Below are 16,735 nucleotides of genomic sequence, written 5' to 3' on the forward strand. Positions count from 1 at the left end.
GTACACGGAAAGTTGATGTTTTCACATCGGTTTGTTACAAATACGACATTCCGGCCGGGCCTGCGAGCCCGGCACGACGAGCGACGCACGGCACGGGCAGGCAGGATACGGGCATGGAAACGAAGAAGGGCGAACGGATCAAGACGCTGATGAACGTGCTGCAAGGGCAGAATGCGATTCATCTGAGGGAAGTCGCCGAACTGTTCGGCGTGTCGGAAATGACGATCCGCCGCGATCTCGCGGACAACCCGCACGGCCTCAGCCTGATCGGCGGCTACGTGACGCGCCATTTCGCCGCGCAGCGCAGCGACATCGGCGAATACCTGATCAGCGCCGAAAACAATCGGCAGATCGAGGAAAAGCGCCGCATCGGCAAGCTCGCCGCGCAATTCGTGAAGACGGGCGACACGATCTTCGTCGACTGCGGCTCGACCACGCCGTTCATCATCGACTTCATTCCCGACGACCTCGAATTCACCGCCGTCTGCAATTCGCTGAACGTGTTCGCGAAGCTGCAGCAGAAGCCGCATTGCAGCGTGATCCTGTGCGGCGGCGTGTATCACCGCAAGAACATGGTGTTCGAGTCGGTCGCGGAGACGGGCATCCTCGACACGGTGCGCGTGTCGAAGGCGTTCATCTCGGCGGCCGGCGTCAGCGACCGCTGCGGCGTCACCTGCTTCAACTTCCATGAAGTCGATGCGAAGAAGAAGGTAATGGCGCGTGCGCAGAACCGCTTCCTGCTCGTCGATCACACGAAGTTCGACGAAGTGCGCGCCGCTTACTTCGCTGACCTGACCGACTTCAACTACGTGATCTCCGACGGGCAGTTGAGCCGCCGGTACGAGACGGCGATCCGCGAACACGGCATCGCACTCGTGACCTGATGCGCGATGGCGGCGCGGTTGGTCGATCTCGCGTCGCACCGTCAGGCGCCTGACGTGTTGCGCGTTCGGGCGTAGCGCGCCGATGCGCCGCCGTCGGTTGCCGTGTCGGGCATTGCCGCCGGCAGGTGGCGCAGGCAGTAGAACCCGTAATGAACGATCACGAAGAAGCACGCGAGCGGCACGACGAACGCGAGTTGCATGTTGCCGCCCGTGTGATCGGAGATCAGCCCCTGGATCAGCGGCACGACCGCGCCGCCGACGATGCTCATCACGAGGATCGAGCCGCCGTATTCGGTGTCCTTGCCGAGGCCGTCGATCGTCAGGCCATAGATCGTCGGCCAGCACGGGCCGAGGAACACGCTCACGCACACCGCCGCGTAGACGGCCGTGATGTCGTGCACGCCGATCGTATAGGCGAGCAGCGCGATGCACAGCACGCCGTACACGATCAGCACCTTGGCCGGCCCGACGCGCTTCATCACGAGCGTCGCGATCAGCTTGCCGACGAAGAACGCGAAGAACGTCGCGAGCAGGTAGCGCGATGCGCCGCGCTCGTTCAGGCCGCCGATCTGCATCGCGAGCCGGATCGTGAAGCTCCACACGCCGACCTGCGCGCCCACGTACAGGAACTGCGCGACGACGCCCGCGACGAAGCGCCGGTTGCCGGCGAGGCGCGCGAGCGTGCCTCGCGCGTCGACCCGGTGCGTGGCCGCGTTCGAGCCGTTGCCCTTGCAGGCCGGGTACGGCGTCAGCGCGAATACGACGAACACGGCCACGAGCACGACGATCAGCCACCGGTACGGCTCGAGTGTCGCCTGGATCATCGCGAGCTGGTGCCGGTGCGAGTCGGCCGCGGACATCGCCGCGAGTTGCGCATGCGACGCGTCGCCTTCCTTGAAGATCAGGAAGCTGCCCATGTAGACGCCGGCCATCGCGCCGAACGGATAGAACGTCTGCGAGATGTTCAGGCGCCGCGTGCTGGTGTCGCGCGGGCCCATCAGCGTCGAATACGAGTTCGATGCCGTCTCGAGGAACGACAGCCCTGCCGCGATCACGAACAGCGCGACGAGGAACATCCCGTACTTCGCCATCGACGCGGCCGGGAAGAACAGCAGGCATCCGGTCGTATAGAGCAGCAGGCCGATGAGGATCGTCGCCTTGTAGCTGAACTTCTTCACGACGGTCGCGGCGGGGATCGCGAGGAAGAAGTAGCCGAGATAGAACGCGGACTGCACGAACGCCGATTCGAAATCCGACAGGAAGAACGATTTCTTGAACTGCGCGATCAGCACGTCGTTCAGGTTCGCCGCAGTGCCCCACAGCGCGAACAGGCAGCAGAGCAGCGTGAACGCGAAGAGGGGCGTGCGGTTCAGGTAATAGCCGTCGGGTGTGTGCTCGATTCTGGCTCGGCTCATGGGAGTCTCCTTCCCGGATGGTCTCGTCGATGGACGGCGCCGTTCAGCGGCCGGCGTCGCGGAGGAAGCGTTCGAAGGTCTCGGCGTCGGCGTACGACTTCTGTGTGCCGAGGCCCGTGACCGAATGCGCGGCGTAGGCCGACGCGTAGCGCATCGCGTCGATCGCGTCGCGTGTCGCCGCGTAACAGTGCGCGAAGCAGCCGATGTATGCGTCGCCGGCGCCCGTGGTGTCGCGTGCGTCGACCTGCACGCCGGCCACGTGCCGGGCGCCGTTGCGCGACACCAGCAGCGAGCCATCGCTGCCGAGCGTGACGAGCACATGCTTCAGCCCGCGGGCGACCAGCGATTCGGCGGCGCGGGTCGCGCTGTCGCGCGAATCGACCGGCATGCCCGACACGATCGCGAGTTCAGTCTCGTTCGGCACGAAGAATTCGACGGAACGGATCCGCTCGAAATCGAGGCCGGCGACCGCAGGTGCGGGGTTCAGCAACACAGGAATGCCGTGCCGCGCGCCGAAGTCGATCGCGTGATAGACGGTGTCGAGCTCGATCTCGAGCTGCAGCACGATCAGCGCGCATTCGACGAGCTTTGGCGCGGCCGCGTCGATGTCGGCCGGCCGCAGGTGACGGTTCGCGCCCTTGACGATCAGGATGCTGTTGCTCGAATCGGGCTCGACGAAGATCGGCGCGACGCCGCTCGGCACGCCGGCGACCTTGCGCACGTGCGTGGTGTCGATGCCTTCGCGCTCGAAGTTGCGGATCGTGTTGTCGGCGAACACGTCGTCGCCGACCTTCGTCACCATCACGACGCGCGCGCCGAGGCGCGCGGCCGCGACGGCCTGGTTCGCCCCCTTGCCGCCGCAGCCGAGCGCGAAGTTCGGCGCCTCGAGCGTTTCGCCCCGGGCGGGCATGCGCGTGACGTAGGTCACGAGGTCGACCATGTTGCTGCCGATGACGGCGATTGTCTCCATCTGCGTCTCTTCCTTGGAATGGGCGGGCCGCGTGCGCCACCGGCGACGGCCGCAACGAATGAGAATAAAATCACAATAAATGTGAGAATGCAATCGTATGATGTTCGGTGGGTCACTATGTGGGATTGACTCGGGCAGTGGGGGTACCCGGCCGTGAAGAGCGGCAGCGTCGCGCGCAAGGGCGAGGCGTTTTCCAGGAAGAGCGACGCGTTCGCCGCCGCGAGCGAGCGCGTTGCGCGACGCGGCGCGCGGCGGGCATGCGCATCCCGACCCAATTCACGCATCGGGCATCGGGCCCGCGAAGGTCGCGCGAGCGGCTCGCGGCCAAGCCATTCAATGCGACGACACGAACATCGCATCCTCGAATGCCGCCGGAATCGCGAACTGCGCGCGCATGCGCTTCGTCTCCTGAGCGGGCGTCAGGCCGAACAGCCGCTTGAACTCCCGGCTGAACTGCGACGCGCTCGCATAACCGACCGCATGGCCGGCCGCCTCCGCGGTCAGGTCCTGGCGCACCATCAACAGGCGCGCCTGATGCAGCCGCGTCGACTTCAGGTACTGCATCGGCGACACCTGCGTGACCGCCTTGAAGTGGCTATGGAAGCTCGGCACGCTCATGCCGGCTTCGTCGGCCAGTTGCGTCACGTCGAGCGCCTGCGCGTAGCCGGCGTGGATCAGGCGCAAGGCGCGACCGATCCGGCCGAACTGCCCGCGCATCGCCAGCGCGTTTCTCATCGCGCTGCCTTGCGCGCCCGTGAGCACGCGGAAATACAGTTCGCGCAGCAACCCGGGGCCGAGTACCGCCGCTTCGAGCGGCCGATGCATCGCCTCGACGAAACGCAGCACGGTCGCATGCATCGCGGCGTCCATCTGCGTCGACATCATGCTTCGCGGCGCCTGCACGGGTTCGGGGATCCCCTCGCGATCGATCTGCGCGGCCAGTTCGGCGGCCATCGGGAAATCGAGGTGCAGATACAGCGCGAGCAGCGGATGCTCCGCCGTTGCATCGGTTTCCATGCTGAACGGCACGGGCACCGATACGGCCAGATAGTGGTCCTCGTCGTACAGATAGCGTTCGCCCCCGAAATAACCGCGCTTGCTTCCCTGGCACACGATCACGATGCCCGGGTCGTACAGCACCGGCGTGCGGGATAGCGCGCGGTTCGAACGCAGGATGCGCACGCTCGGCAGCGCGGTCAGGTTATAGCCTTCGTCCGGCGCCAGCGCATGCAGCAACGCGATCAGGCGTTGGCGGCTGAGCGCGGGCGGCAACGGCGAGCAGGACGAGGAGGGTGCGGCGCTCATAGTTTCAGGCAAGAAATTAAGCTGAATCGGGCTTATTCGGCGTGGTTCGCAAGACTAGTATGCATGCTTCGATCGACATTCGGGAGAGGCTCACATGGCATCCGGCAACATCATGCTCATCACCGGCGTCAGCAGCGGCTTCGGCCGCGCGCTCGCGCAAGCGGCGCTGGCCGCCGGTCATACGGTGGTCGGCACCGTGAGAAGCGAAGCGGCAAAACGGGCGTTCGAGGCGCTGTCCCCGCATGCGGCCATCGGGCGCGTGCTCGACGTGACCGACTTCGCGCGCATCGACGGCGCCGTCGCGATGATGAAGGCCGTCGTGCCGTTCATGCGGAAACGCGGGCGCGGCCGCATCCTGAACATCACGTCGATGGGCGGCCACATCACGATGCCGGGCATTGCCTATTACTGCGGCAGCAAATTCGCGCTGGAAGGGATTTCCGAGACGCTCGGCAAGGAGCTCGAGCCGTTCGGCATCGCGGTGACCGCGGTGGCGCCGGGCTCGTTCCGCACCGACTGGGCCGGCCGTTCGATGACGCGCACGCCGCGGTCGATCTCCGATTACGACGCGCTATTCGACCCGATCCGCCAGGCGCGCGAGGCGAAAAGCGGCCGGCAACCGGGCGATCCCGCGAAGGCCGCGCGCGCGATGCTCGCGGTCATCGAGGCGGACCATCCGCCGGCCCATCTGTTGCTCGGCAGCGATGCGCTCCGGCTCGTGCGCGCCAAGTGGTCGGCGCTGGAAGAAGAAATCCGCACGTGGGAGGCAGTGACCGTGTCGACCGACGGTTGACGCGCGATCGTTCGTATGTGACGAGTCGCATGGTGAGCGGCGTTGTAAGTCACGCGTCCGGTCGCGCGCGCACCGCTTCGAGGTTGTGCCCGTCCGGACCGGTGACCCACGCGGCATGGCAGTTCGCGCGACATTGCCGCACGTCGCGGTTGCCCTCAGGGGGCCGAAGCATGGCGGCATGCAATTCGCTTCATGACACGGTCGCGGTTTTCCGCTACAACACTGAGGTGCTGCGTCGACCGACGCGGTGTACCACCGCGCCGAGGTTCGTCACCGACACCCGCCCGGATGGACGGCCGGCACGCGATGTTCACCTACCCCAAAGGAGCCTGCAGCCATGCCGTACATCACCACGAAGGACAACGTCGACATCTTCTACAAGGACTGGGGCCCGAAGGATGCACGGCCGATCATGTTCCACCATGGCTGGCCGCTGTCTTCCGACGACTGGGATGCCCAACTGCTGTTCTTCGTTCAGAAGGGCTATCGCGTGGTCGCGCACGATCGCCGCGGCCATGGCCGGTCGGCGCAGGTTTCCGACGGTCACGACATGGATCACTACGCGGCGGACGCGTTCGCGGTGGTCGAAGCGCTCGACCTGCGCAACGCGGTCCATATTGGGCATTCGACCGGCGGCGGCGAAGTCGCGCGCTACGTGGCCCGGCACGGCGAGCCGGCCGGACGCGTCGCGAAGGCGGTGCTGGTCAGCGCGGTGCCGCCGCTGATGCTGAAGACGGACGCAAATCCGGAAGGCCTGCCGCTCGAGGTTTTCGACGGCTTCCGCAAGGCGCTCGCCGACAACCGCGCGCAGTTCTTCCTGGACGTGCCCTCGGGCCCGTTCTATGGCTTCAACCGACCGGGCGCGGTGGTGCACCAGGGCGTGATCCAGAACTGGTGGCGCCAGGGCATGATCGGCGGCGCGAAGGCGCACTACGAAGGCATCAAGGCGTTCTCGGAAACAGACCAGACCGAAGACCTGCGGTCGATCTCGGTGCCGACGCTCGTGCTGCACGGCGAGGATGACCAGATCGTGCCGATCGCGGATTCGGCGCTGAAGTCGGTCAAGCTGCTGAAGAACGGCACGCTGAAAACGTATCCGGGCTATTCGCACGGGATGTTGACGGTCAATGCAGACGTTCTGAACGCCGATCTGCTGGCCTTCATCGAGTCGTAACGCCATCGGCGCATGCCCGCTTTCGCGGGCTGCGCCGAGCTGGCCTGTCACATTGGTCGCCGCGGCTCCGGTTTGCTTCGGTATCCTGTGCGTCGCACGGAGCGGGGGGCGTGTCGACTTGCGCCTGCGTGGCCTCTTCTTGCTGCTGAGTCGCTGCGCCGCTGCGTCGGCGGCATCACGCGTGCAGCCAGGGCGCGCCGCACGCGTCACCCATCACGCTTCGTTTGCGGCGCTGTCGCCGACATCGCCTTCGATCGCGGCCATCAGATCGTCGACGCTCACCATCAGCGCCCGAACCTGTCGCAGCGATTCGTACTGATGCAGCACCGCGCGCCACGACGGCAGTTCGAGCAGCGCTTGCCAGACTGCGCCGAGGCCGAGCGGATCGGCATCCGCATGCTGCGCCAGCGCGCTCGCATATTCGAGGCTCGCCGGCGCCGACAGCAACTGCATCCGGCTTGCGGCTCCAAGCAGGCGCGGCGCAGGATCTGCCGATGCATCGCAGCAGTACAGCACCTCGCGCTGCAGTGCCGCGTCGTCGATCGTCAATGCGTGCAGCGAAGTACCGTGCAGGCGTACCGCGCCTTCGCGCGTGTCGAACACATAGACGGTGTCCGGATCGGCTTGCGCGAGCAGGCTCAGGCCGCGCAGCAGGCGCGGCAGGTCGGTGGTCGCGGCATCCGCGGACGCTTTCGCTTCGACGAGAAACAGGACGTGCCACGCGGCCGACGGATCGTCGCCGCGCGCGCGCACCAGCAACACCGCATCCCACTCGGTTTTCGCGCGGTCGTGCTTGCCGGGTATCGAGGCCGGCACGCGCATCGACGTGACCACGCGATACGTGCGGTGCGCGTCGCGCGCATCGAGTTGTGCGGCCAGCGCATCGAGCGCACGCGCGGCCAGCGCTTCGACGGCCGCACCCCGCTGTTGCGACGTGACGCCTTGCGCGACGGCGCGCGCGCTGCCTTCGAGCGGACCCTGGCGGCTCCATAGCGCGCGGTACTGCCGGACGTCCGGATCCGGCGACAGCGCATCGAGACGCTGCAGCCGGGCGAGCGCGGCGCTCTCCTTCAGTTTGGCGATGTCCTGTTCGAACGCGGTGTCGGTCGCCATCTCCGGTTGCGCGAGCAAGTGCCGCAGCGCGGCATCGAGATCGTCCCACGACGCGCCGGCCGCTGCCGCATGCAGCCGCGCGAGCGGCTCGCGTTGCCATGCCTGCGCATGCCGTTCGAGCCGGGCCGGATGCGCGATCGTGTTGACGGCCGAACGCAGCGTGCGCCGATCCTGCTCGGCATGCGCGGCGAGCGATGCGTATTCGCGCACGGCCGCGACACCATGTCGAAGCACCGCGGCCTGGAATGCGGGGTCGCCGGATTGCGCGTCCATCGCGTCGCCGATCATCCGCGCGAGCGCGTCGATGAAACGCCGTTGCAATGCCGGGGCGGGCGTGAGGCCGTCGGCCTGCATCCGGCGCGCTTCCTCGATCACGATGGCGATGAGGGCGGCTGGGTTCGTGGCGTCGGTCAGCGACGATCCGCGCACGAACGGCGGCAGCCGATAGCGGCGATCGACGGTTCTCAGGACTTCGTCCAGCAGGGCAGGCAACGGGGTCGGCGGCATGGCGAATGGCGAGAGAGGCACGCGGTTCGTGCGTGACGGGCGATGTGCAACGGTATCACGCAGCGCCGGAAGCCGGGCCCGGCGGCGGCCTGCGCCGTGATTTACGCACAGGCCGCCGCCGCCGTTGAACGTCAGGCCGTCAGCGTCACCGACAGGCTGCCGAGTTCGCCGAAGCGCACCGTCAGCACATCGCCGAGCGGTACGTCGATCGCGCCCGCATACGAGCCGGTCGTCACGATTTGGCCGGCACGGGCGCCGTCGCCGCGCGATGCGAGGAAATTGACGAGCCATACGAGCGGCTTGAGCGGATCGCCGTCCGGATGACGGCCGTCGATCGTGCGATTCAGCGCGCCCTCGAACGACAGCGCGAGTGTCTCGAGCGGCACGTTCAATCCGTCGGGCACGACGGGGCCCACGCACAATCCCTGGTTGAACTGCCCATCGGCGAGCAGTTCGAACTTCGACGCGCGTGCGGGCTCCGCATAGCGGCAACCCAGCACCTCGAGCACGATGCGCACTTCGCGAATCGCGCCGCGCACGTCGTTCTCGTCGTATGGCTGCGCGCGGGCAGGCAGGTCGCGATCGAGCACAAACGCGATCTCCGGCTCGATCCGCACGATCGGCCCGCCTACGACGCGGTATGGCGCATCGGCTTCGCGGATCGTCGACGCGAAGATCGGCGCGACGATCACGCGATCCGGCGGCGGCAGCGCGCATTTCCATCCACCGATGGCTTCGCCGAGCAGGTCGGCGACGCGATGCTGGATCGCCAGCGCGGTATCGACGCTCTCGGGGCGCAAGGCGTCGGGCAGCAGGGGGCCGGGCACGCCGGCATGGCGGGCGGCGACGAGATGCTGGGCGGCGCCGTCCACGCGTTCGGTAGTCGTTGTCATGTCGGTTGAGCGAATTGAAAGTGAGCCGGCAAAAAAGGGCCGGACGAGGGTTGCAACGTCGATGATAGCGCCTTCGGCGGCATGGCCGCCCGGTCGCACGGCGCGGCCTGCGGGCGGCGCGCCGTCTTGCGCGTGGCGCTTTGCCGCACGCCGCATTTTTGGCGAGCCTTGATCGCCGTCAAGCTTTGAGCCGGCCGTCCGCCGATGATGGGGACATGGCCGCACGCGACCGCGCGCGGCAACTCACCCCAGCGAGGTTCGCATGTACAAGAAGATCATGGTGGCCGTCGACGGCAGCGCTTCGTCGAAACAGGCGCTTGCCGAGGCAGTGAAGGTGGCGCTGGCGGGCGACGCGCACGTCAGCGTCGTGTACGTCGTCGACAAGTCGGTGCTGTTCACGTACGCGGGGCGTTTCGATCCGCATGCGCTGCTCGAGGAAATCCGCGACGACGGGCGCAAGGTGCTGCGTGAAGCCGAACAGGTCATCGCGCGGGCCGGTGCGAAGGGCGAGGCCGAACTCGTCGAAACCGAGAGCATCGGCGAGGACGTCGCGGAACGCCTGCAGCGTTACGTGAAGGAGCGCGGGATCGATCTCGCGGTGGTCGGCACGCACGGGCGGCGCGGCATCCGGCGCGTACTGCTCGGCAGCGTCGCCGAGCGCTTCGTGCGTGGCTCGAAGTGCCCGGTGCTGCTGATTCGCGGCGACGATGCGGGCGAGCCGGCTTCCGCCGCGGCAGCCTGACGCGGCGGGCGCGCGATGATACGTCGTCAATACCGGATCGTCGTCGCGGCGATCGCCGTGTTCGTGTCGCTCGCGGGGATGATGGCCGTGGTGACCGGCCTGCTGTTCGACGAAACGATCGCGCTGCGCGGCGGCGCGGTCGCGCTGATCGTCGGCGTGGCCTGCTTTGTCGTGATGCTCAACCCGGGGCCGAAGGGCGAGGGATGACGTGCGGCGCGCGTCGGTTCCGCCGCTCGGCGGTGCCCGGCGCGCGTGGTTCTTGCTCGCCATGCCGCCGCTTCTGCGGGCCCACGCCCATTTGCCGCACCCGGCGCATTCGCGTCGTTTCTCTCCAGCCGCCGTTGTGCGCTGCTTCGACACCTCGGTCGCACAGCGTTTCTCTGCCGTATCTCCCTTGAATACCTGACGGCGTCGCACATTTCGTCGCGACGCAGGCGCGGCCGTTGCCGCCGAGTGCGAAATGCGTCGTTCGCGCCGAAGGGCGCGACAAAGCGCGTCACGTCACGTCATGAAAATGCGCTTTCCATATGCAATGGCGTGACCGACCGGCGGTCGGAATGACGTCGACGTGTTGCGCATTCCTCAATAAACGAACCGGCGCAGGCAGGCGATTTCCGCCGGCAGTCGCCGGTCATTCGATGCTGCGCGGCGCATGGGGGGCACGCGCGAAACCGCGATTGCCCGCACTTCGCACCTCGCATGGCTGACGTCACCCGGCATCGTTCCCCATTTAGTGGCGTTGCGCACCGATGAAAGATATCGTGATTTGTATCAAGTCGTGATACGTCGATCCGAAAGACAATCGATTTGACCCGGGCGGAAAGCCTGAGAAAAGACGGAATACCGAAAATCCGATCGTCCTTTACAACCGGTATTCCACCTCCTTAAATAATCAGGGTCTGCCAAAAGACCGGAAAAAAACGAGATCCCCATGAGCCATTTCCTGGATAGATTGCGTTATTTCTCCAACACAAGGCCAACATTTTCCGACGGACACGGCGCCGTCACGGACGAGGACCGAAAATGGGAGGACGGCTATCGGCTGCGCTGGCAGCACGACAAGATCGTCCGCTCGACCCACGGGGTGAACTGCACGGGCTCATGCTCGTGGAAGGTCTACGTGAAAGGCGGGATCGTCACCTGGGAAACCCAGCAGACCGACTATCCGCGCACGCGCCCCGACATGCCGAACCACGAACCGCGCGGCTGCTCGCGCGGCGCTTCGTACTCCTGGTATCTGTACAGCGCGAACCGTCTCAAGCATCCGATGGTGCGCAGCGCGCTCGTGAAGCTGTGGCGCGAACGCCGCCGCACGCTGGCCCCCGTCGACGCATGGCGCTCGATCGTCGAGGATGACGACGCGCGGCGCTCGTACCAGAGCCGGCGCGGGCTCGGCGGCTTCGTGCGCGCGAGCTGGGACGAGGTCAACGAGATCGTTGCGGCCGCAAACGTTTACACGGTCGAGCGGCACGGCCCCGATCGCGTCGTCGGCTTCTCGCCGATCCCGGCGATGTCGATGGTGTCGTATGCGGCGGGTTCGCGTTACCTGTCGCTGATCGGCGGCGTGTGCCTGAGCTTCTACGACTGGTATTGCGACCTGCCGCCCGCGTCGCCGCAGACCTGGGGCGAGCAGACCGACGTGCCGGAATCGGCCGACTGGTACAACTCGACGTTCATCATGATGTGGGGCTCCAACGTCCCGCAGACCCGCACGCCCGACGCGCACTTCCTCGTCGAGGCGCGCTATCGCGGCACGAAGGTCGTGTCGGTGTTTCCCGACTATGCGGAAGGTGCGAAGTTCGGTGATCTGTGGCTGCATCCGAAGCAGGGCACCGACGCGGCGCTCGCGCTCGCGATGGGGCACGTGATCCTGAAGGAGTTCCACCTCGCGGGCAAGAGCGACTATTTCATCGATTACTGCAAGCGCTATACCGACATGCCGGCGCTCGTGCGCCTCGTGCCGCACGGCGACGGCTACGTGCCCGAGCGCCTCGTGCGCGCGTCCGATTTCGACAACGCGCTCGACGAGGCCGCGCATCCGGACTGGAAGACTGTGATGATCGACGACGCGACCGGCGAATTCGTCGTGCCGGTCGGCTCGATCGGCTTCCGCTGGGGGCAACAGGCCAAGGACGGATCGAGCGACAAGGGCAAGTGGAACCTGCGTGGCGAGACGTCGAAGGGCGCGGCACTGTCGCCGCGGCTGTCGTGCACGGCCGCGCATGACGACGTGGTCGACGTGCTGTTCCCGTACTTCGGCAACCAGCCGCACGCGCATTTCAACTCGACCCAGCACGGCTCCGAGCTGTCGCGCCGGATCGGCGTGCGGCGCGTCGCGACGCGCGACGGCGAGATGCTGGTGGCGACCGTCTACGACCTGTTCGTCGCGAACTACGGGCTCGACCAGGGGCTGGGCGGGCGCGACGTGGCCGCGAGCTACGACGACGATCTGCCGTACACGCCGGCCTGGCAGGAAACGATCACGGGCGTGAAGCGCGCGGACGTGATCTCGGTCGCGCGGCAGTTCGCGGAGAACGCGCACAAGACGCAAGGCAAGTCGATGGTGATCATCGGCGCGGGGATCAACCACTGGTTCCACATGGACATGTCGTACCGCGCGATCATCAACACGCTGATCATGTGCGGATGCGTCGGCAAGCCGGGCGGCGGCTGGTCGCATTACGTGGGCCAGGAGAAGCTGCGTCCGCAGACGGGCTGGACCGCGCTCGCGTTCGCGCTCGACTGGAATCGTCCGCCGCGCCACATGAATGCGACGTCGTTCTTCTACGCGCACACCGATCAGTGGCGCTACGACACGATGGACCCGGGCGCGCTGCTGTCGCCGCTCGCGGACAAGACGCAGTTCCACGGTTCGCCGATCGACTACAACGTGCGCGCCGAACGGATGGGCTGGCTGCCGTCCGCGCCGCAGCTCGCGGTGAATCCGCTGAAAGTCGGCGCAAGTCTCGGCGATCCCGCGCAGGCCGGCGCCGACGTCGCGCGACAGCTGAAGGCCGGCACGCTTCGAATGGCGTGCGAGGACCCGGACGCTCCCGACAACTTCCCGCGCAACCTGTTCGTGTGGCGCTCGAACCTGCTCGGCTCGTCGGGCAAGGGCCACGAGTATTTCCTGAAGCACCTGCTCGGCACGACTAACGGCGTGCAGGGCGAGGACCTCGGTGCGACGGGCGGCGTGCGCCCGGAGGAAGTGAAGTGGCGCGACGAAGCGCCGCGCGGCAAGCTCGACCTGCTCGTCACGCTCGACTTCCGGATGTCGACCACCTGCATGTATTCGGACGTCGTGCTGCCGACCGCGACGTGGTACGAGAAGGACGACATGAATACGTCCGACATGCACCCGTTCATCCATCCGCTGTCGGCGGCGGTCGATCCAGCGTGGGAATCGAAGAGCGACTGGGAGATCTTCAAGGGGATCGCGAAGCGCTTCTCCGAACTGTGCGACGGGCACCTCGGCGTCGAACGCGACGTCGTGCTCGCGCCGATCGCGCACGACACGCCGGGCGAACTCGCGCAGCCGTTCGACGTGCAGGACTGGAAACGCGGCGAATGCGAGCCGGTGCCGGGCCGCACGATGCCGGCGGTGATCGCCGTCGAGCGCGATTACCCGAACACCTATGCACGCTTCACGTCGCTCGGCCCGCTGATGGACAAGCTCGGCAACGCTGGCAAGGGCATCGGCTGGGATACGAAGGACGAAGTGAAGCTGCTCGGCGAGCTCAACTACAAGGTCGCCGACGGCGCAACGCACGGGCGTCCGCGCATCGATACCGCGCTCGACGCGGCCGAGGTGATCCTCGCGCTCGCGCCGGAGACCAACGGTGAAGTCGCGGTGAAGGCGTGGCGTGCGCTGTCCGGCATCACCGGCATCGACCACACGCATCTGGCCGCGGCGCGCGAGGACGAGAAGATCCGCTTCCGCGACATCCAGGCGCAACCGCGCAAGATCATCTCGTCGCCGACGTGGAGCGGGATCGAGTCCGAGCACGTGTCGTATAACGCCGGTTACGTGAACGTGCACGAGCTGGTGCCGTGGCGCACGCTGACCGGCCGTCAGCAGCTGTACCAGGATCACGCGTGGATGCGCGCGTTCGGCGAGTCGCTGTGCGTGTACAAGCCGCCGATCGACACGGGCAGCTACGCGCACATGGTCGGCAAGCGCTCGAACGGCAACCCCGAACGCGTGCTGAACTTCCTGACGCCGCACCAGAAGTGGGGCATTCACAGCACGTACACGGACAACCTGCTGATGCTGACTCTGTCGCGCGGCGGCCCGATCGTGTGGATGTCGGAGGACGACGCGAAGGCGATCGGCGCGGTCGATAACGACTGGATCGAGTGCTACAACTCGAACGGCGCATTGTGCGCGCGGGCCGTGGTGAGCCAGCGCATTCCGTCCGGGATGGTGATGATGTACCACGCGCAGGAAAAGATCGTGAACACGCCCGGCTCCGAGATCACCGGCACGCGTGGCGGCATTCACAACTCGGTCACGCGCATCGCGCTGAAACCGACGCACATGATCGGCGGCTACGCGCAGTTGTCGTACGGCTTCAACTATTACGGCACGGTCGGCTCGAATCGCGACGAGTTCCTGATCGTGCGCAGGATGAACAAGGTCGACTGGCTCGACGGGGAAGAGGCCGTCACCGATACGTCGAACGTCCGCACCGGAGAAACGTCATGAAAGTACGCGCACAGATCGCGATGGTGCTGAACCTCGACAAATGCATCGGGTGCCATACCTGCTCGGTGACCTGCAAGAACGTATGGACCAGCCGCGAAGGAATGGAATACGCGTGGTTCAACAACGTCGAGACGAAACCGGGTATCGGCTATCCGAAGGACTGGGAGAACCAGGATCGCTGGCGCGGCGGCTGGCAGCGCCGTGCGGACGGCAGGATCGAGCCGCGTCTGGGCGGCAAGTGGCGGCTGCTCGCGCAGATCTTCGCGAACCCGCACCTGCCCGAGATCGACGACTACTACGAGCCGTTCACGTTCGACTACGCGCATCTCCAGGAAGCGGGCAACACGCGCGCGATGCCGGTCGCGCGGCCGCGCTCGCTGATCAGCGGCCAGCGCCTCGAGAAGATCGAGTGGGGGCCGAACTGGGAGGAGATCCTCGGCGGCGAGTTCGAGAAGCGCGCGAAGGACTACAACTTCGAGAACGTGCAGAAGGAGATCTACGGCCAGTTCGAGAACACTTTCATGATGTACCTGCCGCGCCTCTGCGAGCACTGCCTGAATCCGGCGTGCGTCGCGTCGTGTCCGTCGGGCTCGATCTACAAGCGCGAGGAAGACGGCATCGTACTGATCGACCAGGACAAGTGCCGCGGCTGGCGCATGTGCGTGTCGGGCTGCCCGTACAAGAAGATCTACTACAACTGGCAGAGCGGCAAGGCCGAGAAATGCATCTTCTGCTATCCGCGCATCGAGGCCGGCCAACCGACCGTGTGCTCGGAAACCTGCGTGGGCCGCATCCGCTACCTCGGCGTGCTGTTGTACGACGCCGACCGGATCAGTGAAGCCGCGAGCGCGGAAAGCGAGAAGGACCTGTACGAAGCGCAGCTGTCGCTGTTTCTCGATCCAGAGGATCCGGCCGTGATCGCGCAAGCCGAGCGAGACGGCGTGCCGGCCGCATGGCTCGACGCCGCGCGGCGCTCGCCGGCCTACAAGATGGCGATCGACTGGAAGATTGCGTTTCCGCTGCATCCGGAATACCGGACGCTGCCGATGGTCTGGTACGTGCCGCCGCTGTCGCCGATCAACTCTGCCGCGAACAGCGGCGCGCTCGGGATGAACGGCTATCTGCCGGACGTCGAATCGCTGCGCATTCCGCTGCGTTATCTGGCGAACCTGCTGACGGCCGGCGACGAGGCGCCGGTAAAGCTCGCACTCGAGCGGCTGCTCGCGATGCGTGCGTTCATGCGCGCGCGCCACGTCGATGGCATCGATGCGCGCGGCGTGCTCGACCAGGTTGGGCTGTCGCTCGCGCAGGTGGAGGAGATGTACCGCTATCTCGCGATCGCGAACTACGAGGATCGTTTCGTGATCCCGACGACGCACCGTGAGTATGCGGAGAACGCGTACGACCTGCGTTCGTCGTGCGGTTTCTCGTTCGGCAACGGTTGCTCGGATGGCCGTTCGTCGGCCAGCCTGTTCGGCACGAAGAAGGGGAAGGGCACACGAACGATTCCGATCCAGGAGGTATCGCGATGAGCAGCGCAACCGATCCGACCTACGCAGCGTTCGCGGCGCTGCTCGACTACCCGGACGATACGCTCGTCGATGTGCTCGATTCGATCGAAACGCATCTGCGCGAAGCGGCGCGTTTGCCGAAGCCGGTTCGCGCGGGTCTCGACCGCTTCTTCGCTTACGTGCGCGAGCGCGACCTGCTGACGCTGCAGGAGAACTACGTCGCGCTGTTCGATCGCGGCCGTGCGACGTCGCTGCACCTGTTCGAGCATGTGCATGGCGAATCGCGCGACCGCGGGCAGGCGATGGTCGACCTGCTGCAGATGTACGAGCGGCACGGGCTGGCGTTGAACCCGGGCGAACTGCCCGACTACCTGCCCGTGTTCCTCGAATACCTGTCGCGGCTGCCGGCGGCCGATGCGCGCAACCTGCTCGGCGAGACCGGTGAGATCCTGCGCGCGCTGGCCGACCAGCTCGCGCAGCGCGGCAGCCATTACAGCTTCGTCGTCGGCGCACTGCTGCCGATGGCCGGCCTCGCGCCGGTCGACGCACCGGTGGCGGCGGACGACGACGTCGCTGCCGAGCGGCCGAGTGCCGACGACTACCGCGCGCTCGACGCGTCGTATGCGGACGAGGCGGTGCGCTTCGTCGGCGCGGCAACGCCGGCCGAGCAGACGGTGCGGTTCCACGACAAGCGGCCGGCTCGCGGCGCATAAGCGCGGGCCC

General features: G+C 66.4%; 13 protein-coding genes. 8 read left to right on the forward strand and 5 right to left on the reverse strand.

Features of this window, described 5'->3' with window-relative positions; genetic code table 11:
* The first annotated feature begins 113 nt into the window (after positions 1-113).
* The gene (gene deoR, locus WI26_RS27000; protein ID WP_069227907.1) at positions 114-884 is read left to right on the forward strand and encodes a DNA-binding transcriptional repressor DeoR; all 771 of its coding nucleotides are present in this window, start codon (positions 114-116) and stop codon (positions 882-884) included.
* Positions 885-925: 41 nt separating this feature from the next.
* Here deoR and fucP read toward each other — a convergent pair whose 3' ends face one another.
* The 3 genes from fucP to WI26_RS27015 form a co-directional block, all read right to left on the reverse strand.
* The gene (gene fucP, locus WI26_RS27005; protein WP_069227908.1) at positions 926-2,299 is read right to left on the reverse strand and encodes an L-fucose:H+ symporter permease; all 1,374 of its coding nucleotides are present in this window, start codon (positions 2,297-2,299) and stop codon (positions 926-928) included.
* Between the two features lie 43 nt (positions 2,300-2,342).
* Positions 2,343-3,269: a ribokinase gene (rbsK, locus tag WI26_RS27010; RefSeq protein WP_059594022.1), complete on the reverse strand. Its 927-nt coding sequence runs from the start codon at positions 3,267-3,269 to the stop codon at positions 2,343-2,345.
* A 333-nt stretch (positions 3,270-3,602) separates the two neighbouring features.
* Positions 3,603-4,574, reverse strand: coding sequence for an AraC family transcriptional regulator (locus WI26_RS27015; protein ID WP_069227909.1), 972 nt, complete (start codon positions 4,572-4,574; stop codon positions 3,603-3,605).
* 94 nt (positions 4,575-4,668) lie between these two features.
* Between WI26_RS27015 and WI26_RS27020 the strand changes: the two genes are divergently transcribed.
* Positions 4,669-5,367, forward strand: coding sequence for an SDR family NAD(P)-dependent oxidoreductase (locus WI26_RS27020; protein ID WP_069227910.1), 699 nt, complete (start codon positions 4,669-4,671; stop codon positions 5,365-5,367).
* Positions 5,368-5,704: 337 nt separating this feature from the next.
* Complete coding sequence (locus WI26_RS27025) at positions 5,705-6,541, forward strand: alpha/beta fold hydrolase (RefSeq protein WP_059511569.1); 837 nt, start codon at positions 5,705-5,707, stop codon at positions 6,539-6,541.
* A gap of 213 nt (positions 6,542-6,754) precedes the next feature.
* Here WI26_RS27025 and WI26_RS27030 read toward each other — a convergent pair whose 3' ends face one another.
* Together WI26_RS27030 and WI26_RS27035 are read right to left on the reverse strand one after the other, a co-directional pair.
* Positions 6,755-8,161 (reverse strand): 3-deoxy-D-arabino-heptulosonate 7-phosphate synthase, encoded by a 1,407-nt coding sequence (locus tag WI26_RS27030; protein WP_069227911.1) that lies wholly within the window; start codon positions 8,159-8,161, stop codon positions 6,755-6,757.
* A 131-nt stretch (positions 8,162-8,292) separates the two neighbouring features.
* On the reverse strand, positions 8,293-9,054 hold the full coding sequence (locus WI26_RS27035) for a 2-keto-4-pentenoate hydratase (protein WP_059511567.1): 762 nt from the start codon (positions 9,052-9,054) through the stop codon (positions 8,293-8,295).
* A gap of 262 nt (positions 9,055-9,316) precedes the next feature.
* Between WI26_RS27035 and WI26_RS27040 the strand changes: the two genes are divergently transcribed.
* The 5 genes from WI26_RS27040 to narJ all read left to right on the forward strand — a co-directional run bounded on the left by WI26_RS27040 (position 9,317) and on the right by narJ (position 16,725).
* Positions 9,317-9,796: a universal stress protein gene (locus WI26_RS27040; RefSeq protein ID WP_059540905.1), complete on the forward strand. Its 480-nt coding sequence runs from the start codon at positions 9,317-9,319 to the stop codon at positions 9,794-9,796.
* A gap of 15 nt (positions 9,797-9,811) precedes the next feature.
* The gene (locus tag WI26_RS27045; RefSeq protein ID WP_059511565.1) at positions 9,812-10,003 is read left to right on the forward strand and encodes a DUF2964 family protein; all 192 of its coding nucleotides are present in this window, start codon (positions 9,812-9,814) and stop codon (positions 10,001-10,003) included.
* A 724-nt stretch (positions 10,004-10,727) separates the two neighbouring features.
* Positions 10,728-14,501, forward strand: coding sequence for a nitrate reductase subunit alpha (locus tag WI26_RS27050; RefSeq protein ID WP_069227912.1), 3,774 nt, complete (start codon positions 10,728-10,730; stop codon positions 14,499-14,501).
* Positions 14,498-16,033, forward strand: a complete 1,536-nt coding sequence (narH, locus tag WI26_RS27055; RefSeq protein ID WP_069227913.1) for a nitrate reductase subunit beta — start codon at positions 14,498-14,500, stop codon at positions 16,031-16,033. The genes WI26_RS27050 and narH overlap by 4 nt, the downstream gene beginning before the upstream one ends.
* Positions 16,030-16,725, forward strand: coding sequence for a nitrate reductase molybdenum cofactor assembly chaperone (gene narJ / locus WI26_RS27060; protein WP_059511562.1), 696 nt, complete (start codon positions 16,030-16,032; stop codon positions 16,723-16,725). The genes narH and narJ overlap by 4 nt, the downstream gene beginning before the upstream one ends.
* The last annotated feature ends 10 nt before the right edge of the window (positions 16,726-16,735 follow it).

It is taken from the genome of Burkholderia diffusa (assembly GCF_001718315.1).
Classification (GTDB): domain Bacteria; phylum Pseudomonadota; class Gammaproteobacteria; order Burkholderiales; family Burkholderiaceae; genus Burkholderia; species Burkholderia diffusa_B.